The organism is Arsenophonus endosymbiont of Aleurodicus floccissimus (assembly GCF_900343025.1).
Classification (GTDB): Bacteria; Pseudomonadota; Gammaproteobacteria; order Enterobacterales; family Enterobacteriaceae; genus Arsenophonus.
In genome coordinates, this window is sequence record NZ_OUND01000001.1 from 296,906 (window position 1) to 322,455 (window position 25,550).

Genomic DNA, 25,550 nt, shown 5'->3' on the forward strand with positions numbered 1-25,550 from the left:
ATAAATGGGCGTTGTAAGTTCAATCGATGAATCGCTGGACAATACCAGAGTGGGTTCAGCGGCTTCACCACAAAATATCAAGAAAAAAGGCAGTGATGATATTCAGAATAATTTTCTGACGCTATTACTGACGCAGATGAAAAATCAAGACCCAACCAACCCGATGCAAAACAATGAACTGACTACCCAATTAGCTCAAATCAGTACGGTGCAAGGGGTGGAAAAACTCAATGAAACGGTGGGTAACTTAACTGGCCAGCTTAATGAAAATCAAAAATTAACGACCGCTAAACTGGTTGGTCAGGGAGTGATGATCGAAGGTAATAAAATCAGCTTATTTGAAAAGCAAAACCCTCAGGCAACAGCTAGCAATGAGGTTATTGCTACGCCATTTGGTTTTGAGCTAATTGGGGCAGCAGGTAAGGTGGTCATCGAGATCAAAGATAAAGCTGGCAATGTGCTCAAAACTATCGAAATGGCGCAAGGGCTGAAGCCAGATGTTTACCGTTATGAATGGGATAGCAGCGATACCGCGGGGTAATAAACAGCCTGCAGGTAATTATCGTTTTTCTGTCAACGCTTATTCTCAACAGGGGCAAGTGCCGGTTAAGCCGCTTAATTACGCTCTGGTTAATGGTGTTTCAAATGGTCCACAAGGTGTTTTGCTCGATGTTGGTTTAGATAACAGTATTTCATTAGAAGAGATCCGTCAGGTTTTGTAATTGGAACAATAAAAATTAACATGGAGGGCGTATGGCCTTTTCACAAGCAATTAGTGGATTAAATGTAGCATCCAGTCATCTGGATATTATTGGTAATAATATTGCCAATTCAGCAACTTTTGGTTTTAAAAGTGCAACAGCTTCTTTTGCCGATGTTTATGCTGGTTCAGGTGTTGGCTTAGGGGTAATACTTACTGCCATTCAGCAAAATTTTAGTGATGGCTCGATTACTAAAACTAATCGGGTGACCGATTTGGCCATCTCTGGTGGTGGTTTTTTCCGGGTGCAAGATACTAATGGCGATATTTTTTATACCCGTAATGGTCAGTTTAATAAAAATGCTAAAGGCCAATTAGTTAATCCCCAAGGAATGGTTGTCACTGGCTATCCGGTAGCAACCATAAATAGTATACCGACGATCCAACCTGGTTCATCACCAGCCCCGATTATTATCCCGATAGATATGAATGAATGCTAAAGCAATCGACAATATTTCGATGACGGCCAATTTAGACTCAGGAAAAGCGGTAATTCCGGCTGCTGCTCCAACTGTATTTAGTCCAACGGATAATAAAACTTATAGTTATAGCTCCAGTGTGACTGCCTTTGATAGTTTAGGCAATGAGCGCGCACTGAATGTCTATTTTGTTAAGCGTGGCCCTAATGCAACTCCGTCTACTGATGTTAAATGGGATATCTATATAGTTGATCCTAGTCAGACAGCGCCACAGGCACCAAGCCTAAGTCTCAATTTTAATCAAAATGGCCAATTAAATCCGGGCACTACCGCCAATCTGTTACCCGCTAATTTTGATTATAATTTAGCCGCTCATAATAGCAGTGCTGCCAGTGTGATTAATTTTAATTTTGCCGGTTCACGCCAGCAGCGACTAGCTGAATCGAATATTTCTCATATAGAAAAAAATGGTTATCAGGCAGGTGAATTTACCAGTTTTAACTTTGAAGAAGATGGTTCCATTAGTGCGTCTTATTCCAACAGCCAACAACAATTAGTCGGCCAGGTAGTGTTAGCCAATTTTGTTAATCCTACTGGTTTAATAGTGAAGGGCAATAACGTCTGGGCCGAAACCAGTAGCTCAGGAACAGCGCTGATTGGTACTGTTGGCACGGGTATTCTCGGTAAATTAACCTTCCATGCGTTAGAAGCTTCTAATGTCGATATGGGACAGGAGCTGGTAATGATGATTCCGGCACAACGCAATTATCAGTCTAATGCGCAAATCATTAAGACTCAGGATCAGATGCTACAAACTCTGGTCACTTTACGTTAAAGATGGGTGATTAAATGGATCATGTCATTTATACCGCCCTAAATGGTGCGCGTCATGCATTAGAACATCAAGCGGTCATCACCAATAATTTGGCTAATGTTTCAACCCATAGTTTTAAAGCTCAGTTAGCTGCCACCAGCTTTGTGCCGATTGAAGGCACAGTGGGGCACCAAACCCGCACACTAGCAATGATGTCAACACCGGCTACTGATCAGCGAGCAGGTGCGATGAACTATACCAGCCGCTCGTTGGATGTAGCTATCAGTGAGGGTGGTTATTTAGCGGTGTAATTCGCAGATGGGCGCGAAGCTTACACCCACAATGGCAATATTCAAATTTCCGCTGATGGTGAATTAGTGATCCAGCATCGTCCATTGATGGGCGATGGGGGTGAAATCAGGGTTCCGCCCCAGGCACAACTGACGATTGCGGTCGACGGTACCATTACCGGTTATATTCCGACCGATCCACCGACCGATCTTGGCCAGGTTGGTAGGATCAAGCGGGTAAAAGCCAGCAAGCAACAATTGGTACGTGGTGAAGAGGGTTTATTTCATCTTGTAGAGCCTAATGCGCCGCCGTTAGTGATGGATAATAGTGTCAAATTACTGTCCGGTGTACTAGAGAGGGATTAATGTTAATTCGGCGCAAGCCATGGTGGCGATGATAGCCAATGCACGCACTTTTGAGATGCAAATGAAGGTCATCCACAGTGCTAATGATAATGCCCAGCGTGCTAATCAACTGTTAGCCATTAGTTAAGTTATTAAGGGAGAAAACAGATAATGATCTGTTCTTTATGGATTGCAAAAACTGGGCTGGATGCTCAACAAACTAACATGGATGTAATTTCTAACAACCTGGCTAACGTCAGCACCAATGGCTTTAAGAGTCAACGGGAGGTATTTCAAGATCTAATGTATCAAACCTTACGTCAACCGGGTGCACTGACTTCAGAGCAAACCTTATTACCCTCAAGATTACAGATAGGAACGTGTGTCCAGCCAGTTGCGACTGAGCGATTACATAGCCAGGGTAATTTATCACAAACCAATAACAGTAAAGATGTTGTCATTAAAGGACAGGGATTTTTTCACATTCAATTACCCGATGGCAGTGATGCGTACATCCGTGATGGTTCTTTTCGAATAGATCAAGATAACCAGTTAGTTACCGCTGGTGGTTTTGCGGTGGTACCGGCGATTGTGATACCGGAAAATGCACTTAAATACACCATCAGCCAAGATCGTATCGTCAGTGTGGTTACGCCGGGTAATTCTGAACCACAGCAAGTTGGCCAATTAACTTTAACCACCTTTATTAATGAAACGCGTTTGGAAAATATTGGTGAAAATCTTTATTTGAAAATTAACAGTTCAGGTGTGCCGGTTGAAACGGCGCCGGGGGTTAATGGCGCAGGACTACTCTACCAAGGTTATGTTGAAACATCGAATGTTAATGTGGCGGCAGAGTTAGTCAGCATGATCCAGACTCAGCGTGCTTATGAAATTAATAGCAAAGCGGTGTCAACTTCCGATCAAATGTTACAGCGCTTAATGCAACTTTAATTTATCCTGCCATCATACTAGCAATAGATTGTGATGGTTGATCATAACAGAGTTTTTAACATGAATAAAAAGAGCATGCCAGTTTGATAGCGCTTATTTTCCCCGCGACTTGCCAGACAGCAAATAGCCGATGGTGGTTAGCGATTATTGGCTCGGCATTGGTAATGTCAGGGTGTGCTTACGTACCGAAAAAGCCATTGGTTGCTGGCCCAACAACGGTTGAGCCTGCAGCGATGCCAGGTGCCAAAGTAACCGGTTCGATTTATCAAGCTAGTCAACCGGTTAATTATGCCTATCAACCGCTATTTGAAGATCGGCGTCCCGGCCATGTTGGTGATACATTGACCATCATCTTACAAAAAAATGTTAGTGCCAGTAAAAATTCTTCTGCTAATGCCAGTCGCAAAGGGAAAAGTGGTTTTTCTGCTGGCGCTACACCGAAGGTGTTAAATAAATTAGTCGGTGTTGATAAATTAGAGTTTGATATGGAAGGCGAAAATGAGTTTGGTGGCAAAGGTGGCGCCAATGCCAATAATACCTTCAAAGGAACCATAACCGTAACCGTCACTAAATTACTGGCTAACGGTAATTTGCAGGTTGTCGGTGAAAAACAGATCGCCATTAATCAGGGTACCGAATATATCCGTTTCTCGGGCGTGGTCAATTCTAGAACCATTAGTGGTAGCAATAGCGTCAATTCAACCCAGGTTGCTGATGCCCGTATTGAACATGTAGGTGATGGTTATATTAACGAAGCGCAAAATATGGGCTGGTTACAGCGGATATTGTTAAATATTTCGCCATTCTAAACAGAGGGAGCTTATGGTTAATTCATTATTAGCTAAGTTACTATTTTGGTTACCATTGCCAATGTTATTGTTATGTTCGAGCATGGTATCAGCAGAACGTATTCGTTATCTAACCAGTATTGAAGGCGTACGGGAAAATGCATTGATCGGCTACGGTTTAGTAGTCGGTTTGGATGGAACAGGGGATCAAACTATGCAAACCCCGTTTACTACCCAAAGTATGAATAATATGCTGTCTTAATTGGGGATCACGGTACCAGCGGGTACCAACATGCAGTTAAAAAATGTGGCGTCGGCGATGATCACCACCAAATTACGGCCTTTTGGCCGTGCTGGACAAACTATTGATGTGGTGGTTTCTTCATTAGGTAATGCCAAGAGTTTACGCGGCGGTACTCTTTTGATGACCCCGTTAAAAGGTGCCGATAATCAGGTGTATGCCGTTGCCCAAGGTAACATTATTGTGGGTGGCGGTAGTGTCAAGGTTAACCAATTAGCGGGTGGCCGCATTAGTGGTGGCGCGGTAATCGAACGTGAACTGGCCAGCCAATTTGGTAAAACCAACATCCTTAATTTACAGTTGAATGAAGAAAATTTTTTACTGGCACAGACGATTTCTGATGCAGTTAATCGTATCAAAGGTTTAGGGACTGCAACGCCATTGGATGCCCGAACAGTTCAACTCAGATTACCGGCTATACAGAGTGAACAAGTGCGTTTTTTTAGCGCAAATTCAGAATTTATCTATTAAATCAGTACCGATTGATGCCAAAATTATTTTAAATGCGCGTACCGGTTCGGTGGTGATGAATCGTAGTGCGATGTTAGATAATTGTGCCATTTCTCAAGGTTGGCTTTCGATTACGGTGGATAAACAAATTAACGTCAGTCAGCCTGACACCCCTTTTGACGGTGGTAAGACGGTGGTGACCCGTAACACCGATATCGCCTTGAATGAAAAAAACGATGGTCTACATAAAGTGAATGCTAGTGCCAATTTAAATGAAGTGATCCGCGCGTTAAAAGTGTTAGGTGCTACGCCAACAGATCTCATGTCAATTTTACAGGCGATGAAAAGTGCGGGTTGTCTGCGCGCTAAGCTGGAGATCATTTAATGCAAGATCTTGCTACACTGACGGGAGCAGCCTACGACGCCAGATCATTGAATGTCTTGAAAAATCAAGTTAGCCAGCAACCCCAACAGGGGCTGCGTCAGGTCGCTGAGCAATTAGAAAGTGTTTTTGTCCAGATGATGCTAAAAAGCATGCGGGCTGCTTTACCACAGGAAGGTTTGTTTAGTAACCAACAGAGTCATCTTTATACCTCCCTTTATGATCAGCAATTAGCCCAAGATCTGTCGTACAAAAGCTTAGGTTTTGCTGATATTATGGTTGAATAGTTAACTCGTCAGCATAGTGAAGCGCAAGATGTTCAGTCTGCGCCGTCACTTAACCACCATTTACCGGAACAGATAATTAGTACATTTCGCCGTTTTTTACCGGAAGAAGCGGCGGGAGCCCTAAAATATCTTTCAGAAAATAGTGCCGATTTCCTGGCTAAGTTGTTTATACCGGCTAGAATAGCCAGTGAAAATAGCGGTATTCCACATTTACTGATTATTGCCCAAGCGGCCTTAGAATCTGGCTGGGGATAGCGTTAAATTATGACCGTTGAAGGAACCCCTAGTCATAATTTATTTGGTATTAAATCTGGTAAAAATTGGCGTGGCAAGGTGACTAATATTGTCACTACCGAATATATTGATGGCCAGGCAGTCAAAATACGCGATGATTTTCGGGTTTATCCCTCTTATTTTGATGCGGTTGCCGATTATGTTAATTTACTGACGTAAAACCAACGTTACGCTAAAGTCGCGCTAAGCAACTCTATCAGCATGATTTAAGAGATCTTTTTTGATGCTCACTACTGAAGTTTCGTCTTTCGAAGCCGATATTTTATTGGGTAAAACCATTATTTCACTGTCGGTTAGCTGGCAGTATTAGAATTTGTTAGGAGACTGACTATGTCTGGCAGTTTAATGAATACCGCAATGAGCGGCTTAAAAACAGCGCAAACTGCGTTGGCAACAATTAGTAGTATAGCCAATGCTAAAGTAGAGGGTTATCACTATCAAACCATTACCTTAGCAACAGATGGCAGCAATACAAATAATGTGAATGGGGTAAAAGTGGCTCGTATTCAACGTGAATACGACGAATTTATCAATACCAATTATAACAAGTCATTAATAAAGTAAGCTGAGTTAAAAGTTTATACTGATCATGCATTGCAATTGGATAAGTTAATGTCGACTTCTGATACCGATTTAGCTTCATCGGTGACTGAATTCTTTAGTAGTTTGCAAATGCTTTCAACAGATGCTGCTTCTGAACCGTTGAGAAATGTTGTGGTTAACAAATCTCAAGCTTTGGTTAATCGGTTTAAATCGGTTGAGCAACAATTTAATGCCATGGAACAACAGTTAAATGGCAAAATTGGCATGATAGCGGATAAGGTTTCACAGTTGGCGCAACAAGTGGCCAATTTGAATGGGGAGATCACAAAAGTCAAAGGCCTCCAGGGCAATGTACCTAATGAGATATTAGATAGGTGTGATCAGCTGGCACGCGAACTGTCAGCAGTGGTTGGCATTAATGTTGTTGCCCATGGTGAGACTATCAATATTAACCATTACTAATGGCTTATCACTGGTCAACGGCAGCAAAGCGAATAAGATCTTCGCGCAGCCATCAGCTGCTGATCCTAACCGTATCACACTAGGTTTATGATGATGGCATGACCATACGCCGTGAAATTGATTACGCTTCTGTCACTGGCGGTCAATTAGCCGGTGCATTAGCCGTGCGTGATTAGGTACTGCAACCTAACCGGCAAAAAATTAACCATTTGGGTTTGGTGTTGGCTGAAAGTGTCAATCAGGTTCAGCAGGCCGGCTTTGATTTACAGGGTAATGCTGGTCAAGCATTGTTTAAGACTGGTCAACCGACTATTGTGGCCAATCAACAAAATGAGGGTAGTAGTGATTTTTCTACTAAATTTACTGATACCACTTAGGTTAAAGGCATTGACTATGCTATGACCTTTGATGGTAACGATTGGCAGGTCACTGAGCTGGCAACAAAGCGGCCGGTAACTGTCACTGTTACAGCAGCATCTGGTACTAACGGCACAAAATTGACTTTTTTTGGCATCGAAATTGAGGTTGCTACGGCTTCAGCACCACAAGCGGGTGACCAATTTATTATCAAGCCGGTTGAGGGTTTTATTGATGGATTATCGGTTGTGATGACCGATCCGACAGGTATTGCCGCTGCCAGCCAAGTGGGAGCATGGCAGGCAGATAGTAGCAATATTAAGAACATAATAGCACTACAAAATAAAAAATTAATTGATGGCACGTCAACTTACAGCAAAGCTTATACTTCTATCGTTAGTGATATAGCGGCTAAAGCAAACCAGGCCAAAGTAGACGTAAAAGCCGAATCAGTGATAACCGATAGTTATTATCAGAAGTAGCAGTCAATTGCCGGTGTCAATCTGGATGAAGAATATTTAGAAATGACCCGTATGCAAGAATTTTACATGTCAAACGCCAAAGTTGTTCAAGTGGCAAATAATTTGTTTGAGACTTTAATGCGAATGCGCATTTTCTGATGTTGATAATGTAATTAATTTAAAAGGAAAAAGTGATGGTAACACGTTTAAGCAATCAATTGATGCATTATCAAAAGATGAGTAGTATGATGGGCTCCTAGTTAGAATTAGCAGATAAATATCAGCGTATAACTACCAAAGAACGGCTGTTACAATCAGCCGATGATCCGGCAGCCGCAGCAGAAAGCCTACAAATTAAGCAGACACAAGTCTGTTTAGCTCAATCTCAAAGAGTGAATAATATTGCTCAACATTAGATGCAATCACAATTGCAGGTTATAGATAAAATGGAGGATGTGACGCGTAACATCAAGGAAACCTTGGTGGCAGCTTCTAATCAATCTATTCTGAATGATAGAAAAAACCTGGCTTATGCTACTAAAATTGAATATTTAAAATCTCAATTGTTTGTTTTAGCCAATAGTAAAGATGGTTCAGGCAATTATATGTTTGCTGGTTATAAAACCGATACCGCACCGTTAGTGATGGATAGCAGTGGTGCGGTTAGCTATCATGGTGGTACCGAGCCAGTTAAGCAACATATTGAGGCTGATCGCGAAGTAACGGTGTACTTTACGGTCAAACAAGTTTTGCTGCCGGCAACTGGGTCAAATATTTTTCAATCATTAGATTCGGTAATTACTACTTTAAAAACGCCTTATCAATCAGCGACTCCCCAGGTTCAAGCTGCTATGTCCGCTGTGATAAGTACGGCTACTGGAGGTTTACAAGATACCACCAAAAGCCTTTCTACAGTTACTAGCCAGCTTGGTTTACAACTAAAAGAGGTTGAAAATTTAAATAGTAGTCATGAAGAGACTTCAGTATTATTAAAAGAGCGGCAAAGCCAATTAATGGATACAAATTTGCTGGAAGAGATAACGGAATTTAAGCAATTAGAAGAAGTGATGCAGGCTTCTTATAGCCTATAACGTCAAAAATTATAACGTAATATCAAAAAATAACAGTTTCATAGTGTTGAAAAAATAGTAATATTGAATGAATTTTACTATTTTTCATTTTCATAATTGAGGGTAATTTTGTTTAGCTCGATTTTTCTGCGATAAACAATTTTCTGAGATAAAGGAAGGAACAAGCATGATGAAGAAATTGACAGTAGTCAGCCTGGTTTTCTTGAGCGCAGCAGCACAGGCGCAGTCTCATCTTGACCGAGTGATGAAAACGAAAACATTAACGGTTTGCGAACGGGTGATTATAAGCCCTATACTAATTTACTGCAGGATGGTAAATATTAAGAGATTGATATGGCACTGATGGAAAATCTGGCCACCAGTCTGGGAGCGACAGTTAAATGGCAAAAAACCACCTGGAAAACTTTAATGGAAGATTTTCGCAGCAAACAGTGTGATATTGCGGTTGGGTGGTATTTCTAGCACCTTAAAGCGTCAACAGACGGCTTGGTTATCTGCCCCAATCGCGGTTGATGGCAAAATCCCCTTAGTAAGGTGTGATGATAAGGCAAAATACCAAACTATTGAGCAACTCAATAAACCAACAGTAGGTTTGATTGCCCCGTTTGGTGGTACTAACGAAGCTTTTGTTCACCGTTATTTACCGAAAGCACAGTTACAACTGACTCATGATAATGCGGCAATATTCCAGCAAATTATTGATAAAAAATTTGATGTTATGGTTACCGATGCATCAGAAGCACTTTATCAACAAAAGCAGTATCCAAAATTGTGTGCGCTTAATCCGAAAAGACCGCTGCAATATATTGAAAAAGCTTATATGCTGCCACGTGACGATATGAGTTGGAAACTATATGTTGATTAATGGTTACATCTAAATAAAAAGACTGGCGTGTATCAGGATATTGTTGCTGAGTCGATAGCGATACCTAAATAAACTCTATTGCTTATCAGCCAATGTGGCTTTATTAATTTTAAAATAAGCTAAATTTATACCGGTTATAGCATATAATTAAACTGCTTTAGCGATCTGATATTAAATAAAAAATTAAAGTTAAATGGAGAAAGCGATTATAAAAACTATTATTTTCCAGCTAATGTAAGCAATATTAGCGTTAATTGACCGGAGAATATGATTAAATATTTTCTCGGTATATTTGGTCACTATGGTTGTTAACAGCGGTAATAGATAAATACCAATTACAAGTGTCAGTGGGAAACCGACAACAAAAATAGAAAGTTGGGGGCTCATTCGATTTAAAATCGCCAAACTGATATTAATAATAAGGTTAGAATAGGTAAAGCCAATAATAAGCCATAATAAAAAATAATTCCGGCTGATTGGGCAACTAATATAAAACTGCTGCTATTTAATGACGATGATAGCAGCGGAATAGTTTGAAAGCTATCCGCTAACAGTGACAACAGCCAAAGATGAATATCGAAAGAGAGAAACAAGAGTAGTAATAATAGATTCACAAAACGCGCTATAATTGGCATATTGGGCCAGCAGACGGATCAACAAATAATGCAAAAGAGAGCCCCATTTGCATGCCTAATATTTCCCCTGCATAACCGAACGATGGCAAAGGCAATTTGCATCTTCAGTCCCATTAATAAACCGATTAAAACTTGTTGCATTAATATCCAATAACCCATGGCAGAAAAGAGCGGAATTTGCGGCAATGGCAATGATGTTGAGATTAAAATCGTGATCATTCAAGGCGAGGGCAATTTTGCTTTTTTTTAGGAATTTGTTTTTCAGCAAAAAAAGTGCAATACTAAATAGGGCTAATATTCGCACAAATGGCCAAAATAGTTGGTTAACATAAGTATAAAAGAAATCGGTGGTAAAAGTGATCATCATTAACTAATAAATTGTGGTAGTTGAGTGATTAGTTGACGGGTATACTCGATAAATAGTTCTAACATCCATGGGCCGGCTACTATCGTGGTAACAAAAACAGCAATAATTTTAGGAATGAAAGAGAGGGTCATCTCATTAATTTGGGTGACTGCTTGCAATAAACTAATAACTAAACCGCTGATCAACGCTGCCAGCAACAGTGGTGCTGCTAATGTAATAGCAACTTTCATTCCATCAATACCAAGCCCCATCACTGTTTCCGGTGTCATTTTTACTCCTAATTAAAAAAGCTTTGCGCTAATGAGCCTAAAATTAATTGCCAGCCATCAACCAAAACAAACAACATTAATTTCAATGGCATCACAACAGTGGCAGGCGGAACCATCATCATACCCAGCGCCATTAATACACTGGCAACCACCAGATCGATAATCAGGAAAGAAAGAAATAACATAAAACCGATTTGAAAAGCTGTTTTTAGTTCGCTGGTAATAAATGCCGGCACTAAAATACGCAGCGGAACATCAGCTTGTGTTTGATACTCTTTATCATTGGCTAAACGGGAAAATAGTACCAAATCAGGTTGTCGGGTTTGTTGTAACATAAATTGCCGTAAGGGTTTAGCACCTTTAGATAAAGCCACTTCAATGGTAATTTTCTTTTGACTAAAAAGGGTAAATAAGCATTTTGATAAATTTTATCGAATACAGGTGATATGACAAAAAAAAGTCATAAATAGCGCCAGGCCTAATAAAATTTGATTAGGTGGTGCGGGTCGGGGTGCTTAACGCATTACGTAATAAACCCAGTACGATGATGATGCGGGTAAAACTGGTGGGCAGCAGCAGCTCAGTGATAAAAATAAGCATCTGGACTGGCAATGACCAGCTCTGGCCGCCATTGGCTAATGGCTGGCTAACGATGGAGGGTATAGCAGAGTAGGTATCGAATGGCAGCCAAAATAGCGTGTCTAATAACAAAAATAGCTGTTTACGCATCACTATTTCTACTTTTTATTAAGCATGTTTTTATTAATTGGCCAAAAGAAGGTGGAGCAGATTTTGCTTCAGCTTGTTCGCTTAGTTCTGTTTTGGCCGGCATTTTATGCAGCAAGCTAATGTTTTCTTTGGTAACACCGAGCACCAGTGCTTGTTGATCAACTTCAATAATAGTAATTTTGATTTTACTACCTAATGAATAGTTATCTATTACCTTGATAGCGTTTGCGCTAGTGGGCAGATAACGCCTAGGTAAAAAACGGCGCACTAGCCATAACGTAATCAGTAGATAACCAATAATTAGTAACAAGGAACTACTCATTTCAGTTAACATGCTACTGCCTGAAAGCATCGGACTGTTCGACGTAGCGCCCCCTTTTAATAAAGGGGCCACGCTATCAGCCGCGCCAAATATGAAAAAAGACGAATAGGCTGGCATAATTTATCGACTCAATCTACGCATGCGTTCTGATGGAGTAATAATATCAGTAACACTAATACCATATTTTCTGACACCGCCACCACTTCATCTTGCGCGATCAGATAGCCATTGATCAGAATATCTAATGCTTCACCAGCCAAATCATCGAGTGAAACAACCGAACCTTGCGTCAAGGTTAATAGTTTTTTGATAGTCATTTTGGTACGCTTTAACTCAACAGTGAGTTTTACCGGGATATCCATAATCATGTTGATATCTGAAAATTAATTTTCAATATTTTGTATTTCCAGATTATCAAAGATAGCCGGCCCATTATCGCTTGGTTTCAGCGGTTTAGATTGCTGAGCAATGGTTTCTATCCAGATATCTTCAGCAGAAGTGTTAGCTTGATTTTCAGTAAAATCTTTGGTGTCACTCATGGTTTTGCTCTTCTTCCTGAGCGTTTAAAACTGGATTAATAAGATGTTTGACACGAAGAGCATATTGCCCATTCAATGTTCCATATTTACTGGTTAGTACGGGCACACCATCGACATCGACGATAAGACGTTCATGTTTTTCAATAGGGATCACATCCCCTTCTTGCAGTTTGAGGATATTAGACAGCCGTGTTGGATGTTCAACTAAATTAGCAATTAACTCTAATTCAGAATATTTAACCTGTTTAACCCAACCTTTCATCCAGACGCCGCCATCTTGTTTCATTTTTTCAACTGGCGGGTTGGTTAATTGTTCATATAGAGGTTCGATCATAGAAAAAGGAATGCAAATATTAAACTCACCGATCATATTATTAATCTCCATTAAAAATGGAGTAGTGATGACGATATCATTATGTGAGGAGGTAATATTAGTAAATTTTGCCTGTGTCTCAGAACGAATATATGTTGCCTGGATTTGGTGAACTATTTGCCATGCATCACTATAGGAATCGAGTGCTAACTCGACTATTTTATCAATAATGTGATGTTCGGTATGGGTAAATTCCCGCTCATCAATAGCGGTGGTAAATCGTCCATCTCCGCCAAATAGATTATCAACCGCAATAGAAACTAAATTAGTTTCAAAAGTGAAAAGGGCGGTTCCGTTCAGTGGCTTCAGTTGGATCAGGTTAAAGTTACTCATCACGAGCAGATTGTCGGCAAAATCACAGAAAGGCTCAATTTTTATTGAACCGACTGTAATGTCAGGGCTGTAACGCATGAGATTAAATAATTTCATCCGAAATTGGCGGGCAAAATGCTCGTTGATCATTTCCAGGGATTGCAGCCGCTCGCGAACAGTACGTCTTTGCGTATTCGGATTGTAAGGATGGATATTCATTTTAGCTTTAGATGTTTTTTTCGCTTTACTGACAACAGGATTACCAGCTGGGGCATCATTTAACAGGGCATCACCATCTGTTTGTGAAAGAGAAAGAAAATTCTCGCTCATGGGATTTATCGTAAAATAAACGTTGTGAATAATACTCGGTAATAATTTGCTCAGACTCTTCTAATTCAGATTCAAAAGTCGGTCTTAATGCCTGCTTAATTTCAGACATCAAGTGGATCTTGCAGGCTTCTGTTACTATCTCAGTGGCTTTTTGGTGGGATAACAACAGTAATATACGACTGCGTACTTCGGGCATAAAATCATGTAGGCGTTTACGAGTCTCTTCATCAGTAAGGCGTAAAGTAATCTCCACATACAACAGGTGATCGCGTTTATCATTGTCAATCAGATTAACCATAAACGCTCCTAAGGACATAAATACCGGGATCACCAGTTTTTTTTTGGTTGATATTCGTCCTGTTTTTTTATTTGGTATAGCTACCAACTGTAGCCAGCAATAAAACAACTTAATATTAAGAGTAACGCGATAATGGTTAGCATGATCCGACTTATGCGTTTTCCTTGACGTTGAAACTTGGACATAGACAGGTAATTCCTTTTGATTTTACTTGGGATAATTAAGCTATTATCAATTAACGTGTTATCCCTGTTTCTGCATTTTGATATAATTATCCTGATCTATCAATATTTTGACGGAGGAATAAAACAATAAAAATGGGAGGTTATTTTGCCATTGATAAATGTTGAAAATAGTAGGGGAAATTTTTCCCCGTTAAAATAATAAAAATGACTAATAAATTTAAGCAAATATATCAATACCCGTTATTAAGGCGGTCTGCATAATTAGTTGGGATCTGACTAAGGTATTATCTTTTGTCTGTTACTGTTGATCATCAGCAATTGATGATAGTGATGTGAACGGTTGACTATTTTCATCACCATGTTGCTTATTATGCTGATCGCCAACATGTGTTTGACCCAGTTCTATGCCTTGTTCTGATAATACCTGACGTAACTGAGGCAGGTTGGTTTCAATAACCTGACGGACTTGTTGGTTAGCCGACACAATAGAGAGTTGAGCTTTATCATCCAGAACTTTAAGTTGGATCTGTAGGTTGCCTAATTCTTCGGGATAAAGCCGTAACTCTGCTTGTTGTGAGCCATGGCGGCTGAGAAATAATATATACTCACTAAATTTTTGTCCCCATTCAGGATGATCAATCGGGGTAGCCACAGGGCAATAGAATTGATGCTAGGTGAAATTGAGTGGCTTGATGTTGTTGAGTTTGGCATTAAGGATGTTAATGATATCGTGGTATTATTCGTTATCGATCCAGTAGCTAGCGCAGGGTTTTCTATTGATTGACTCTGGGTTGCAGTATCGATATTAGCCTGAATTGGTGGTAATAATGCTTCAGATGGCGAGATGTCCTGTTTAGTAACTAATGACTGAGATGGCGAGACCGCCTTGTGTTTTGCCAGTAATGACTGTAATGGTGAAATATCCTGTTTAGTCAATTGTGACTGAGATTGGACGGCATCCGGTTTAACAAACGGCGATGATGAATTGGACAGTGGGAAGTCAATTGATGGATTATTTGTGGTTGATAGCAGAGTATGATGTTTTAAACTAAGGTTTTTATCCCGATGATCAATATCATCAGTTAATGTTTCGCTATTAGCCTGCTCGGGTATTTCTTCTGATAAAGATGCGGGACTATTTTCCTGCTTTAGCTGCGAGGCTATGGTTTCCAGTGAAATCGGTAGTTGATCAATAAGTTGATTGTCAGTTAACAGTGTCAATTCTTGCTCAAGGGATAAGTCGGCGTTATCGTCGATTTGTTCAGTGACTTCATCCGCCAAAAAGCCGTTGATAGCAGATAGTTCATTTTCTAGTTGGGCAAGGTCTGAGAGTTACCACCGTCTGGTGTGTTTCTCTCTTTTCCTGTTAGTGAATAGTTAGCTAGCATGTCAGCAAAATTAGCAGCATTTTCTGTTGGTGATGATAACTGTTGCTTAAATGAGTGCGCGGCCGCACTGAATGTTACAGATGTATCTATCATTATAATGCCCTTAAAACGGCACGTTGTGCTATTTCATCCATTTGTTTTTGTTCGTTCAATGAAATCAGACTGTTTTTTCTGTAAACGTTCACTGCGTTGTTGTAGCTTACTGAAGGCGTTAGTTTTTTGCTGTTTTCCCTGCCAATTTTTTTTGCGATCATTTCACGCTGCTGCCAGCTAACTAGCTGTTGTTGATGCTGCGAGATCGCTTGTTCAAGCGTCAGCAAAAACTACTGATAATTTTGTAATATTGCGGGAGAAGTTCCATGGTGAAGAATGATATTAAGCTGTTGGCGATATTCATCTTGGTACTGTAGCAATTGTATTAGCTGTTGTTGCATTTGTTGACGTTGCCGTTGAATATGCGACAATTGTAGTGCCGCCTGTTAGCTGTCGCTATGGCTTAAATTATGTAATAGTGCGAAGGAGTTTGTTTGCTTCATGTTTCCTCACTAGGATTTTCAGGATTAGCCGCAGGAAATAACTGACAAAGCTGTTGGTGAGAGCTCTCCTTTGAACAGTATTGATCTCGCAATCCTGGCGTAAAAATTGCTGCAAATGGGGATAAAGCTGGATGGCTTGATCCAGCATCGTATCACTACTCGCAGCATAAGCGCCAACATTAATCAGATCTTGATTATGTTGATAACGGGATAATAGCTGTTTGAACTGTTGCGCCTGGTAAAAATGGCTTTTAGCAACAAGACTATTCATTGCTCGACTAATTGAAGCTTCAATATCAATAGCCGGATAATGCCCCGCTTCTGCCAGGCTACGAGACAGTACTATGTGTCCATCAAGAATAGCCCGCGCTGAATCAGCGATTGGATCTTGTTGATCATACCCTTCGGTTAGCACGGTATAGAAAGTGGTAATGCTACCGCTACCTTCAGTGCCATTACCGGCCCGCTCTATTAGCGAAGGTAATTTGGCAAATACTGAAGGCGGGTAACCTTTAGTTGCAGGAGGTTACCCGATCGCTAGTGCAATTTCACGTTGTGCCATAGCATAACGGGTGATTGAATCCATAATCAGTAATACCTGCAAACCACGATCGCGAAAGTCTTCCGCGATCCGGGTGGCGTAAGTGGCGCCTTATAAGCGTAGTAGGGGAGAGACGTCAGCAGGCTCAGATAACCACTGAGCGCTGTAAACCTTCAGAACCAAGAATATTTTCGATAAAGTCTTCTACTTCCCGACCCCGTTCACCAATCAGGCCAACAATAATCACGTCAGTCTGGGTATAACGCGCCATCATGCCTAATAAAATACTTTTTCCTACTCCTGAACCGGCAAATAGTCCCATTCGTTGGCTGCGACCAACCGTCAACAAACTGTTAATCGCTCTTACTCCCAAATCAAGCGGGTGATTAATCAGTTCGCGTTGTAGTGGATTAATAGGAGTGGTAACCAGAGAAGAGAAAGTATCTATGGTAGGCAAGGGCTTACCATCTAATGGTTAACCAAAATCGTCCAGCACACGACCTAGCAGTGCAGGCCAAGGGGAAATTGTTGACCACTATTTTGCTGCTTATCTGACGCCGATGGTTGATAAACCTGAGCGCCTGGCACAAATCCCCTCTAGATCCTGATAAGGCATCAATAACATTTTGTCACCATTAAAACCAACTACTTCACAGCTAATTTCGTCACTGTCATGTCGCTGTTGCCGTTTTATTAAACAATTGGCGCCTAACGGCATTTGCAGACCAGTTGCTTCTAACACTAAACCCGTTACGCGGGTCAATTTGCCATAGTGACGCACTGACTGTAGTTGGCTGATCTGCTTTTTAAAGCTATCAATTCGGTTTAAGCAGCGGTCAAGTTTTACCGTCATGCCCATTTCTCTGGCAGAATTAACTGACAAAGCTCAAGCCAGCGGGTTTCTATGCTGGCCATCTAACTCACTGTTTTCTGTGCTAACTTTACAACCATATCGATGCAGTTCTGGCGTTGGCATTAAACGCCAGCCATTGGTGGTTAGGCTATCCACTTAGTTGCGATTCGATAAGTGCCAGATCAGCAGGGTTAATGTGCAGCTGACGAGTGCCTGACAATAGTGGATCTTGTTGCAGAAAATGACTAATTTGGTTCAATAACGCGCTACCATCACAAACCGCTGGCTGTCCTAATAGTTGCCCGGCAGCTTGCCGGGCAATCTGCATTAAGCGCGAGGCGGCAATGATACTATCCAAGCCTTCTAAAGAGGGGCGAAACTCGATCAGTAATTCTTGCCATTGTTGGGTGATAGCGGCCATCTCTTATTTGGTCTCATTAGTCGCTGCCTGATGGACTTCAGTCAAGCCTTGTTGATAGCAATCTGATAACTTTCTTGTTGGCTTTTCACCAAGCAGGCTTGATGCCAGACTGACAACCCTTACTGATGGCCAATTTCTTTAGCTTGCGCTTTTAGTTCATCCAATTGTTTGATTTTATATAAAATATATTTTTCACTATCTTCAACGGATGAATTTTCATCTTCTTCATGTAGGCGATTAATCGCAGGATTTAAATCTGCCCAAAGGGTAATTTCATCGGGCAGCCAGGGCTGCCATCGCTATTGAGATTTTTTAGACATAACGATCATCACTACCATTCAACGCAATCTCACCACTTTCAGCCAAGCAGCGAACAATAGACAGTATTGCTTTTTGTTCTGTTTCCACTTGAGATAAGCGAACAGGGAGTTGTGAATCGAGATCATCACGCATGATTTCAGCTGCACGTTGTGACATGTTATTGAGGAAATGATCGCGTAAAGTCTGTGAACAACTTTTTAAGGCAATAACCAGAGAATCGTTTTCCACCTCTTGTAGCAGGCGTTGCATCGAACGATCGTCCATTTCGATAAGATCCTCAAACAAGAACATTCAGCGATGATTTTTTACGCCAATTCATCGTCATATTCTTTAATGGCGCTAATAACCATTTCTTCTTGCTGGCTTTTCATCAAATTGATGATTTCGGCAGCAGTACGGATACCACCCATTTTACTTCGCTTAATATTTTGCTCATCGAGTAACTATTAAGCACTTCAGTTAATTCAGCTAAAGCGGAAGGTTATATGCCTCCAAAGGTTGCGATCCTCAATACCACATCATAACGTAATTCTTCATCCAACAGCGCTAAAATCTCAGCAGCTTGGGTGCGCTTTAAATGAACTAAAGTAGCAGCAATAATTTGCGGATGTTCATCCCGGATCATCTCTGCTGCCATTTCGGGCGCCATAAAGTTCAGTTTATCAATACCAGTAATGACTTCCTTGGTTTCGAAAATATCTTCTAATAAGCTATTAGCATGCTCTTCACCCAGCGCTTTGACTAATACTGAATTGAAGTAATCTCTGGTATTAACATTGATTGCAGCATATTGGTGGCATTTTCTTTGAATTCAGACAATATATCCGTCAATTGATGATTAGAAATATAGCCTAAATTTGATATGGCGACACTTAATTTTTGTACTTCACCGCTATTCAAATGTTTAAAAATTTCAGCGGCCAGCTCTTCACCCACTGACATTAACATAACGGCACTTTTTTCAATTCCATTAAAACTCATAGTTCTTCACTCATCCAATTACGAACAACCATGGCCATCACGCGGGGATTTTTTTACACCATTTCACGTAACCGTTTGGTCTGCATTTCTGCGTTAATACGCTGACGTTTCTGCTCCTGGCGCCATGGCTTCGTCATGTTCAATTTTTTGTTGAGCGGTGCGTTCTGCCTCTCTTATTATGGCAAGATCAGCGGCCATTTTAGCGCTCTCCACCGCTTCACGTTTTTTGCGTAATTGAGGTTTAATTATCAGATGCCAAAATAGCCAGGCCAAAAACGATAACAACAGATAATGGCCAATTTCTAATAGGTTGGCGATCACAATAGGTTGCTGCCAAAATTCAAGCGGTTTCAGTTCTACATCCTGCGGTTCAAATGGCGCATTTACCACATACAGACTATCACCACGCTGTTCAGAAACCCCCATCGCTTCCTGGGCTAATGTTTTTATTTGGGCTAATTTTTCATTTGTCAGCGGTAAACTATCATCATTTTCTTTTCTGTCGCTATCGGCATAATTAACGATGATAACTACCGACAGTCGCTGTAGCGAACCTATTTGATGTTGGGTATGGGAATGCGCCGATCGATTTCATAATTGGTCGTTTCATCAACCCGACTATTATGATTATTATTCAGCGGACGAGGGTTATTCTTATCATTAGCTCTGTCAATCGGTGTTTTTGGCTCAGGTGTTGGTTGGTTAGACAGCACACCAGGCACGCCCCCAATCAGTGATTAGCCATTTTGTTCACTGCGACTAGTCTGTTTTGAACGTACGGCTGATTCATTAGGCGGTTGATTGGGTTTATACTTCCGCGGTCTCTTCGCTACGGGCAAAATTAACTTGGGCAGTCACCTGCGCCTGCACGTTACCCCGACCCACCAGTGGTGTAATAATCGATTCAATGCGTTGCTTATAACGATTTTCGATCGATTGAACATAGTTGAGTTGCGTCAGGTTAAGATCACGGCTAATACCATCGGGTTGGGTTAATAGATTGCCCGACTGATCAACAATGGTGACATTGCTGCCAGATAAACCATTGACACTACTGGAAATCATATGCACAATAGTGGCAACCTGGCCTTCACCCAGCTTGCGGCCGCTTTGTAGGTTGAGAGTAACCGACGTAGTGTGATCTTTTTGCTCACGAACAAATAGTGACGGTTTTGGCATTGCTAAATGCACCCGGGCACGTAGTACAATACCGAGTGATTCAATAGTGCGGGCTAATTCGCCCTCCAAAGCTCGTTGATAGTTGATCTGTTCATTAAATTGACTCAAACCAAATTTTTCTTGATCCAGTAGCTCAAAACCGATGTTGCCACCTTTGGGCAACCCTTGTTGCACGAACTTTAGTCTCACCTCATGCACTTTATCAGCCGGCACCTTAACCATACTACCATCGCGTCAGACAGCTGATAAGGAATATTCATTTGGCTTAGTAGTTGAGTAACAATTTCTCCTCCATCTTTATCGCTAAGATTGGTATAAATCGGGCGATAATCGGTTTCCCTGTAGCCAAAACATAGCAGCGATGAAAAAAGTAATAGCCAAAGCACCGGCAACGATCAGCGGCACTTTAGGATCTGATTTTATTTTTTCGAAAATGGTACTTAATCCCTTGAGCGGATTTGCTCCATTCGTATTTATGGCATTCATAAATAATCCTTGCCTTCTTGTTCTTGATCAAGATTTATAACGTGGCGTGACAAAGTGGCTTCCCCATACTGATAAAGTATTTCCAGTTTCATCCTGCTATTATCGTTTTTTGCCATCGGTTTAATGGTCGAAATAGACTTTTAGTTCGACGCTAATTGTTGGTTTTGATTTATTTAGCGTGTGATAGGGTTGTTTTCCGATTAGTGCCAGAAGATGGATCAATACGATGGCACGACTTAGAGAAAGTTATTGGAAAAAATAGGTTGAGGTTTTTATGTCAATTCCCGTTATTCAGTCTGTTATTGCGCAAATGACAACAGAAATGGTTAGCATCAATAATAGCCAACTAGCCGCCGCACCACAAACTGGTTATTAAATGCGGTAACTAAAATTAATCAGACACGGTTGAACGCCAGTCAGAAAGCCCAGGTATTAACGCTGGAAACTCCCCGGGGTTGAGTTCAATGATGTGATAGTCGGATCTGCAAAAGGCCAGTTTATCACTGCAGTTTGGCATTCAGGTAAGAAATAAGTTAGTTGGTGCCTATCAGGAAATTATAAATATGCCAGTTCAGATGGCATTTATAATTATTAAGACACCAATTAGTGGCTATTTTTTATTATCCGGCGCTAATAAATATCATTATAAATAATAGCGACGGAATTACTAATTGATAAAATTGAACAATTGTTATCACTAGTGATTAAATTTTCAAGCTGGAAATATCAAATTCTCTTTGCTAATAATATTTAAAATATATTTATTACTGACAATTCAGTTAAAAATTAATTTTTATTTATTTACTTTATGCCAAACTCATCGTCAAGCTTGAGTTAACTAAAGAGAAAATGAAAAATTTATTTGATATTAACCAATTGTTGCTTTTAACTAACTATTACTGATTATTTTTATCTTGAACCGATTGTTTAGATGAAAAATAGCAGTAGTATTCATCTGGATTATCAGCTGGGCAGCATACATTCCGTGTTGGTGTAATGTTTGAATTTAATTGACAGCCGTTATTGGTAAAAGGATCAGTAGAAACTGATTCACTTGGAAATAAACAAAAAATTTTAATCAAAGTATTTAATGTCGACTTATAATGGTATGATTATTTTATTATAATAAATTATATATTTCAATCTTTTTTTGTAAAAAATTAGTTATGTTGCTTATAAGATAATGTTACAGTATTTAATATCGTCATCTTGTTATCTAGCGATAAATATTTCTGCCTATAGCGTAAGTAAAGTTGAGTTTTTAATTAACATTTTGTTAGTGTTATTTAGCGGCTGGTCTTTATAATGATCAGCTAAAATTATAAATAAAAAAATTTAGTGGTTTGTTGTTTATTGTAACTAATTAAATTTAAAGATGATTATATTAATCTTGGCTGAAAAAAAACTGTTTGAACTTGCAAATCGGGTTGCGTATTTTCTTTATTAAAATATGACAGACAATAAATTAAATAATTATTAATAAAATAAACAATTATGATGGTTTAAACTGCCTGCTAAGCATAATTACAGCGCAAAGATGTCATGCTATTTTAAATCATCGGTCAATAGAGAGATAAAATAATTTATTATTCAGGAGAATAAATTATAGCAATAAGCAAAGGAGCATTTGGGCTTAACTATTTGCTAAACTGCGAATCCAAAAGCATGCCGATTTATTATTTCCCCATAGTTAAATATGTATCATTTACCTACCCTGGTATTATGTTTTGACCGCTTATGGCGGTCTTTTTTTTTGCTTTAAACAGATAGGATTGACTGTTGCTGAGTGAATAAAACTGGCGCGCTATTGATAATCAACTCAATAATAAAGTTGATAATTTAAGTCAAAAATTCATTGTTCGACTCGATTGTAATAGCATTGCAGCTATTGCTGTTGAGTGGTCTGTCTAATGGATGTTGCCAGTTGATTCACTCTGCTGTGCATTAATTGCCGAATTTCACTCTCATCACGCAATATTGTTTGCAACATTTTAGTTAATTTATGCTGTAAAGGCTCAGTCAGTCCGATAATTGAGCCTAACGCCGTCACCTGGCCAACCGCTTGGCGATAATCCGGTTCTACAATTAATAGCTGTTCCCACTGCGCTTGTTGATAAGCATACAAAAAGGTCTGTTGCTCACTGCTCATTAGATTGTGTTGCCGGATTGTTAATTTGTGCCCATGTGTCTGCCGACTCAGTCAATAATTTAATCATCTGCTGAATTCTGTCAACATCATTATAAAGATTGGCATATAAGCAACTGGCGGATCATATAGTCATACAGTAACGAGATATTTTCAGCAATTTCACCGCCATGTTCTAGATCAACGCCACTATTTAATCCCTCATTAATAATGGCAATCGCTTTTGAGATAGCACGGCTTTTTTGCTGAATATTATTTTGATCAATATAAATTACTGCCCGTTTTAAGGCACTCAAGGCGCCATTAAATAAAATTTGTACTGGCTGATAAGGTGAAGCATTTAAAACCCGGCTTTTAATATCAACCTGAGCATATAAAGTTTCAGTTGTTGATGTATTCATAATTTATTTCGTCAGTAAGGCTACTAAAGAGTTGCTACTTTGTTTCATCTCGCTGATGGCTTTATCCATGGTAATAAATTTGTTCCGCTGAGTTTTAAGTTTTGCTTCAATATTCTTTTGTGCACTTTCCATTTTCAAATCGAGTACTTTTATTTGTTGATTCGGTGACTCTGTGGTAAGGTGTAGCGGGCCTTCTACGGTCTTTTTAAGATAATTAAGGTTTCAGTGGAAAAGCCGGTTTTTTCGCCATCACCCATAAAAAATTGTTTAACTTTCGCTGGGTTATCTTTTAGTATCTCATCCAATTTTTTATCATCAATAGTGAGTTTGCCTTCATGATTAAAGCTGATACTAAAATAGTTCAAATGATTCATATCCGGCAGATTTTGCACATTTAAGGTCAAATTTTTCACTTGCGAAAAGATCATTGATGAACTGCTATCGTTTAATAGCACGCCATTATCGGCAGAAAGCGCTTCACCCAATTTAGTTGGCACATATTTGGTTTGTGTTTTATAAAAGCTATGCAGATTATTGTAAGCATCAATCCAGTTTTTAATCGTCTTTTTAGTTGGCTCGATATCGCCGAGCCATAGTGACTGTTTCTGATATTAATTGATCAGCTTTACCTTTTTCTGCCGTTTTAACCAGGGTAAATGTGATCCCTTAGGGCGTGTTTTTAATTTCATTACTAGTATGCTCAATTTGGATACCATTAATCTCTACTTTGGCATTTTTAGCGGCAATGGTTTATTGCATTTGGCTACTATTTAGAATCTTATTTAGCTCGCTATCACCTTTAACTTCAATCTCCATCATCGAATCGGTGCCGGTTTTTTTGGCAGTGAGTACTAATTGATGTTCATTCTCTTTTATTTTCACTAGGCCGGCACTGACATTGCTATCGGTTTCATTGATGGCATCGCGGATCTTAATCAGTGATGTTTGCTGCTCGCTTAATTTAATTTCCAGCGGCTATTTTTCACTGTTTTGGTTGATAACTAATATCCGCTCTTGGCCTACTGCAACAGGGCCAGCCAATATTTTCTTTAAATCATCAACCTTAGTGGTGGCTAACGATTTGGCCTGCGCCAGTTACTCAACTTTCACCTCATAACTAACAGCCACCGCTTTTTCGTCGCTGCTAACCGTTACCGTCTTATGATTTTTACTGACTGAAGTGGTGCTAATTTTATCAAACTTCATTAATGATTCAGAGGCTTGTTGTAATTTATCCAGCTGAGCCCGCAATGAACCATAAGCACTGATCTTTTGATTATATTTTTGTTGCTTCTGTTTTAACGGCCGCAATCTTTGATTTTCATTGGCCTTTATACTACCTAGCCATTGATCAATTGTCATGCCTGATCCTACACCCAACGAAGTCACATTTGACATGATTTTTCCCTATCCTATTTGATTAGTTAAACCTGATTACCATAATTATCGGTCTCAGCTAATAGAAGTTAAATAATCAGGCAAAATTAATTTATTGCTACAAAAAATTAAAGTATCAAAACAGCCAAACGTTCTGGCCAATTAAAAAGTTAAATTTAAATAAAGGAATTATTATGGCTCTGGTTATCAATACCAATATGTTTGCGTTAAATGCGCAAAAAGCATTAAATAAAACCCAAAGTAACTTGGGAACCACTATCCAACGTCTATCTACAGGCCTGTCAATTGCCCATGACATGACCTCTAACATTATGGGCATGAAACAGGCGACGCGTAACGCCAATGATGGTATTTCGTTAGCACAAACCGCCGAAGGGTCGTTGTCACGGGTGAATGATAACTTGCAGGCGATCCGTAATTTAGCGGTGCAGGCCAGTAACGGTACTAATTCAGACAAAGATATTGTACGCCGCTGTAAAAAGAAGTAGAACAGCGTATAGAGGAAATTGGCTGTATCATTAAGCAAGCCGAGTTTAACGGCAATAAAACATTAGAGACCTCTGGGAAGATACAGCTGCAAACCCCGGTGCCAACTATGGTGAACAAATTGACGTAAATATAACGGCAACAACTATCGCTACTCTAGATATTAAAGATATTGATTTAAAAGTATTCGC

The 25,550-nt window shown here is 39.9% G+C and carries 31 protein-coding genes and 12 pseudogenes; 19 read left to right on the top strand and 24 right to left on the bottom strand.

What is annotated here, in order from left to right:
- Positions 1–4 precede the first annotated feature (4 nt).
- From ARADI_RS01540 to ARADI_RS01615, 17 genes and pseudogenes are all read left to right on the top strand, one after another.
- Positions 5–541, top strand: a complete 537-nt coding sequence (locus ARADI_RS01540) for a flagellar hook capping FlgD N-terminal domain-containing protein (RefSeq protein WP_238149064.1) — start codon at positions 5–7, stop codon at positions 539–541.
- Positions 510–722, top strand: coding sequence for a flagellar hook assembly protein FlgD (locus tag ARADI_RS17045; protein WP_238149065.1), 213 nt, complete (start codon positions 510–512; stop codon positions 720–722). The genes ARADI_RS01540 and ARADI_RS17045 overlap by 32 nt, the downstream gene beginning before the upstream one ends.
- A 31-nt stretch (positions 723–753) precedes the next feature.
- Positions 754–2,014 (top strand): annotated as a pseudogene (gene flgE / locus ARADI_RS01545) (flagellar hook protein FlgE).
- Positions 2,015–2,028: 14 nt separating this feature from the next.
- Positions 2,029–2,776: pseudogene (locus ARADI_RS01550) on the top strand (flagellar basal body rod protein FlgF).
- A 23-nt stretch (positions 2,777–2,799) separates the two neighbouring features.
- Positions 2,800–3,582: a flagellar basal-body rod protein FlgG gene (flgG, locus tag ARADI_RS01555; protein WP_119710925.1), complete on the top strand. Its 783-nt coding sequence runs from the start codon at positions 2,800–2,802 to the stop codon at positions 3,580–3,582.
- Between the two features lie 164 nt (positions 3,583–3,746).
- A complete protein-coding gene (locus ARADI_RS01560; RefSeq protein WP_119711606.1) occupies positions 3,747–4,391 on the top strand; it encodes a flagellar basal body L-ring protein FlgH in 645 nt (214 codons plus the stop codon).
- Between the two features lie 61 nt (positions 4,392–4,452).
- Positions 4,453–5,506 (top strand): annotated as a pseudogene (locus ARADI_RS01565) (flagellar basal body P-ring protein FlgI).
- Positions 5,506–5,790, top strand: coding sequence for a rod-binding protein (locus tag ARADI_RS01570; protein WP_119710926.1), 285 nt, complete (start codon positions 5,506–5,508; stop codon positions 5,788–5,790). Before ARADI_RS01565 ends, ARADI_RS01570 begins: the two are co-directional and overlap by 1 nt.
- A gap of 162 nt (positions 5,791–5,952) precedes the next feature.
- A complete protein-coding gene (locus ARADI_RS01575; protein WP_182853023.1) occupies positions 5,953–6,045 on the top strand; it encodes a glucosaminidase domain-containing protein in 93 nt (30 codons plus the stop codon).
- A 9-nt stretch (positions 6,046–6,054) separates the two neighbouring features.
- Positions 6,055–6,243 carry a glucosaminidase domain-containing protein gene (locus ARADI_RS01580; RefSeq protein WP_182853024.1) on the top strand — a complete coding sequence of 63 codons (189 nt, stop codon included), beginning with the start codon at positions 6,055–6,057 and terminating at the stop codon, positions 6,241–6,243.
- Positions 6,244–6,414: 171 nt separating this feature from the next.
- Positions 6,415–6,648, top strand: coding sequence for a flagellar basal body protein (locus tag ARADI_RS01585; RefSeq protein ID WP_119710927.1), 234 nt, complete (start codon positions 6,415–6,417; stop codon positions 6,646–6,648).
- A gap of 36 nt (positions 6,649–6,684) precedes the next feature.
- Positions 6,685–7,089, top strand: coding sequence for a FlgK family flagellar hook-associated protein (locus ARADI_RS01590; RefSeq protein ID WP_439647066.1), 405 nt, complete (start codon positions 6,685–6,687; stop codon positions 7,087–7,089).
- Between the two features lie 179 nt (positions 7,090–7,268).
- Positions 7,269–7,466, top strand: coding sequence for a FlgK family flagellar hook-associated protein (locus ARADI_RS01595; protein ID WP_439647084.1), 198 nt, complete (start codon positions 7,269–7,271; stop codon positions 7,464–7,466).
- Between the two features lie 9 nt (positions 7,467–7,475).
- Positions 7,476–7,928 carry a hypothetical protein gene (locus ARADI_RS01600; protein ID WP_369406967.1) on the top strand — a complete coding sequence of 151 codons (453 nt, stop codon included), beginning with the start codon at positions 7,476–7,478 and terminating at the stop codon, positions 7,926–7,928.
- A 21-nt stretch (positions 7,929–7,949) separates the two neighbouring features.
- Positions 7,950–8,066 carry a hypothetical protein gene (locus ARADI_RS20485; protein WP_369406968.1) on the top strand — a complete coding sequence of 39 codons (117 nt, stop codon included), beginning with the start codon at positions 7,950–7,952 and terminating at the stop codon, positions 8,064–8,066.
- Between the two features lie 257 nt (positions 8,067–8,323).
- Positions 8,324–8,998: a flagellin gene (locus tag ARADI_RS01610; protein ID WP_119710931.1), complete on the top strand. Its 675-nt coding sequence runs from the start codon at positions 8,324–8,326 to the stop codon at positions 8,996–8,998.
- Between the two features lie 166 nt (positions 8,999–9,164).
- Positions 9,165–9,935 (top strand): annotated as a pseudogene (locus ARADI_RS01615) (transporter substrate-binding domain-containing protein).
- 117 nt (positions 9,936–10,052) lie between these two features.
- On the opposite strand, the pseudogene fliR reads toward ARADI_RS01615, so the two are convergent.
- The 18 genes and pseudogenes from fliR to fliF all read right to left on the bottom strand — a co-directional run bounded on the left by fliR (position 10,053) and on the right by fliF (position 20,928).
- Positions 10,053–10,862: pseudogene (fliR, locus tag ARADI_RS01620) on the bottom strand (flagellar biosynthetic protein FliR).
- Positions 10,863–10,864: 2 nt separating this feature from the next.
- Positions 10,865–11,134, bottom strand: a complete 270-nt coding sequence (gene fliQ, locus ARADI_RS01625; protein WP_119710932.1) for a flagellar biosynthesis protein FliQ — start codon at positions 11,132–11,134, stop codon at positions 10,865–10,867.
- Between the two features lie 8 nt (positions 11,135–11,142).
- Positions 11,143–11,863, bottom strand: a pseudogene (gene fliP, locus ARADI_RS01630) (flagellar type III secretion system pore protein FliP).
- Complete coding sequence (fliO, locus tag ARADI_RS01635; RefSeq protein WP_119710933.1) at positions 11,856–12,302, bottom strand: flagellar biosynthetic protein FliO; 447 nt, start codon at positions 12,300–12,302, stop codon at positions 11,856–11,858. Before fliO ends, fliP begins: the two are co-directional and overlap by 8 nt.
- A 3-nt stretch (positions 12,303–12,305) precedes the next feature.
- Positions 12,306–12,562, bottom strand: a pseudogene (gene fliN, locus ARADI_RS21490) (flagellar motor switch protein FliN); the annotation flags it as partial.
- Between the two features lie 6 nt (positions 12,563–12,568).
- Entirely contained in the window at positions 12,569–12,724 is a 156-nt protein-coding gene (locus ARADI_RS21495; RefSeq protein ID WP_439647067.1) for a hypothetical protein, read from the bottom strand.
- Positions 12,717–13,739 carry a flagellar motor switch protein FliM gene (gene fliM / locus ARADI_RS01645; protein WP_119710934.1) on the bottom strand — a complete coding sequence of 341 codons (1,023 nt, stop codon included), beginning with the start codon at positions 13,737–13,739 and terminating at the stop codon, positions 12,717–12,719. The genes ARADI_RS21495 and fliM overlap by 8 nt, the downstream gene beginning before the upstream one ends.
- Positions 13,699–14,124 (bottom strand): flagellar basal body-associated FliL family protein, encoded by a 426-nt coding sequence (locus ARADI_RS01650; protein ID WP_238149067.1) that lies wholly within the window; start codon positions 14,122–14,124, stop codon positions 13,699–13,701. The genes fliM and ARADI_RS01650 overlap by 41 nt, the downstream gene beginning before the upstream one ends.
- Positions 14,125–14,520: 396 nt before the next feature.
- A complete protein-coding gene (locus ARADI_RS01655) occupies positions 14,521–14,874 on the bottom strand; it encodes a flagellar hook-length control protein FliK (RefSeq protein ID WP_119710935.1) in 354 nt (117 codons plus the stop codon).
- Complete coding sequence (locus ARADI_RS01660; protein WP_147392333.1) at positions 14,760–15,503, bottom strand: hypothetical protein; 744 nt, start codon at positions 15,501–15,503, stop codon at positions 14,760–14,762. The genes ARADI_RS01655 and ARADI_RS01660 overlap by 115 nt, the downstream gene beginning before the upstream one ends.
- A 29-nt stretch (positions 15,504–15,532) precedes the next feature.
- Positions 15,533–15,703 carry a hypothetical protein gene (locus ARADI_RS01665; RefSeq protein ID WP_182853026.1) on the bottom strand — a complete coding sequence of 57 codons (171 nt, stop codon included), beginning with the start codon at positions 15,701–15,703 and terminating at the stop codon, positions 15,533–15,535.
- Positions 15,703–15,930 carry a flagellar export protein FliJ gene (locus ARADI_RS01670; protein ID WP_238149068.1) on the bottom strand — a complete coding sequence of 76 codons (228 nt, stop codon included), beginning with the start codon at positions 15,928–15,930 and terminating at the stop codon, positions 15,703–15,705. Before ARADI_RS01670 ends, ARADI_RS01665 begins: the two co-directional genes overlap by 1 nt.
- Positions 15,931–15,933: 3 nt before the next feature.
- A pseudogene (locus tag ARADI_RS17050) lies at positions 15,934–16,077 on the bottom strand (flagellar FliJ family protein); the annotation flags it as partial.
- Between the two features lie 34 nt (positions 16,078–16,111).
- Positions 16,112–17,540: pseudogene (locus ARADI_RS01675) on the bottom strand (FliI/YscN family ATPase).
- A gap of 33 nt (positions 17,541–17,573) precedes the next feature.
- Positions 17,574–17,696, bottom strand: coding sequence for a hypothetical protein (locus ARADI_RS19350; RefSeq protein ID WP_255420588.1), 123 nt, complete (start codon positions 17,694–17,696; stop codon positions 17,574–17,576).
- Positions 17,689–17,961, bottom strand: coding sequence for a FliH/SctL family protein (locus ARADI_RS01680; RefSeq protein ID WP_119710936.1), 273 nt, complete (start codon positions 17,959–17,961; stop codon positions 17,689–17,691). Before ARADI_RS01680 ends, ARADI_RS19350 begins: the two co-directional genes overlap by 8 nt.
- A 312-nt stretch (positions 17,962–18,273) precedes the next feature.
- Positions 18,274–19,263, bottom strand: a pseudogene (fliG, locus tag ARADI_RS01685) (flagellar motor switch protein FliG).
- A gap of 53 nt (positions 19,264–19,316) precedes the next feature.
- A pseudogene (fliF, locus tag ARADI_RS01690) lies at positions 19,317–20,928 on the bottom strand (flagellar basal-body MS-ring/collar protein FliF).
- Positions 20,929–21,376: 448 nt separating this feature from the next.
- Between fliF and fliE the strand changes: the two are divergent.
- Positions 21,377–21,500: pseudogene (fliE, locus tag ARADI_RS22075) on the top strand (flagellar hook-basal body complex protein FliE); the annotation flags it as partial.
- 1,313 nt (positions 21,501–22,813) lie between these two features.
- On the opposite strand, the gene fliT reads toward fliE, so the two are convergent.
- The 6 genes from fliT to ARADI_RS01715 all read right to left on the bottom strand — a co-directional run bounded on the left by fliT (position 22,814) and on the right by ARADI_RS01715 (position 24,873).
- Positions 22,814–23,077, bottom strand: a complete 264-nt coding sequence (gene fliT, locus ARADI_RS01700) for a flagellar protein FliT (protein WP_119710937.1) — start codon at positions 23,075–23,077, stop codon at positions 22,814–22,816.
- Positions 23,078–23,166: 89 nt separating this feature from the next.
- Positions 23,167–23,475, bottom strand: coding sequence for a flagellar export chaperone FliS (gene fliS / locus ARADI_RS01705; RefSeq protein ID WP_439647068.1), 309 nt, complete (start codon positions 23,473–23,475; stop codon positions 23,167–23,169).
- A 3-nt stretch (positions 23,476–23,478) separates the two neighbouring features.
- On the bottom strand, positions 23,479–23,613 hold the full coding sequence (locus ARADI_RS19355; protein ID WP_255420589.1) for a hypothetical protein: 135 nt from the start codon (positions 23,611–23,613) through the stop codon (positions 23,479–23,481).
- 56 nt (positions 23,614–23,669) lie between these two features.
- Positions 23,670–24,056, bottom strand: coding sequence for a flagellar filament capping protein FliD (gene fliD / locus ARADI_RS01710; protein WP_119710938.1), 387 nt, complete (start codon positions 24,054–24,056; stop codon positions 23,670–23,672).
- A 169-nt stretch (positions 24,057–24,225) separates the two neighbouring features.
- Positions 24,226–24,357, bottom strand: a complete 132-nt coding sequence (locus tag ARADI_RS19360) for a hypothetical protein (protein ID WP_255420590.1) — start codon at positions 24,355–24,357, stop codon at positions 24,226–24,228.
- 213 nt (positions 24,358–24,570) lie between these two features.
- The gene (locus ARADI_RS01715; RefSeq protein ID WP_119710940.1) at positions 24,571–24,873 is read right to left on the bottom strand and encodes a flagellar cap protein FliD N-terminal domain-containing protein; all 303 of its coding nucleotides are present in this window, start codon (positions 24,871–24,873) and stop codon (positions 24,571–24,573) included.
- Positions 24,874–25,046: 173 nt separating this feature from the next.
- Between ARADI_RS01715 and ARADI_RS01720 the strand changes: the two genes are divergently transcribed.
- The gene (locus tag ARADI_RS01720; protein WP_238149070.1) at positions 25,047–25,361 is read left to right on the top strand and encodes a flagellin N-terminal helical domain-containing protein; all 315 of its coding nucleotides are present in this window, start codon (positions 25,047–25,049) and stop codon (positions 25,359–25,361) included.
- Positions 25,362–25,550: the final 189 nt, after the last annotated feature.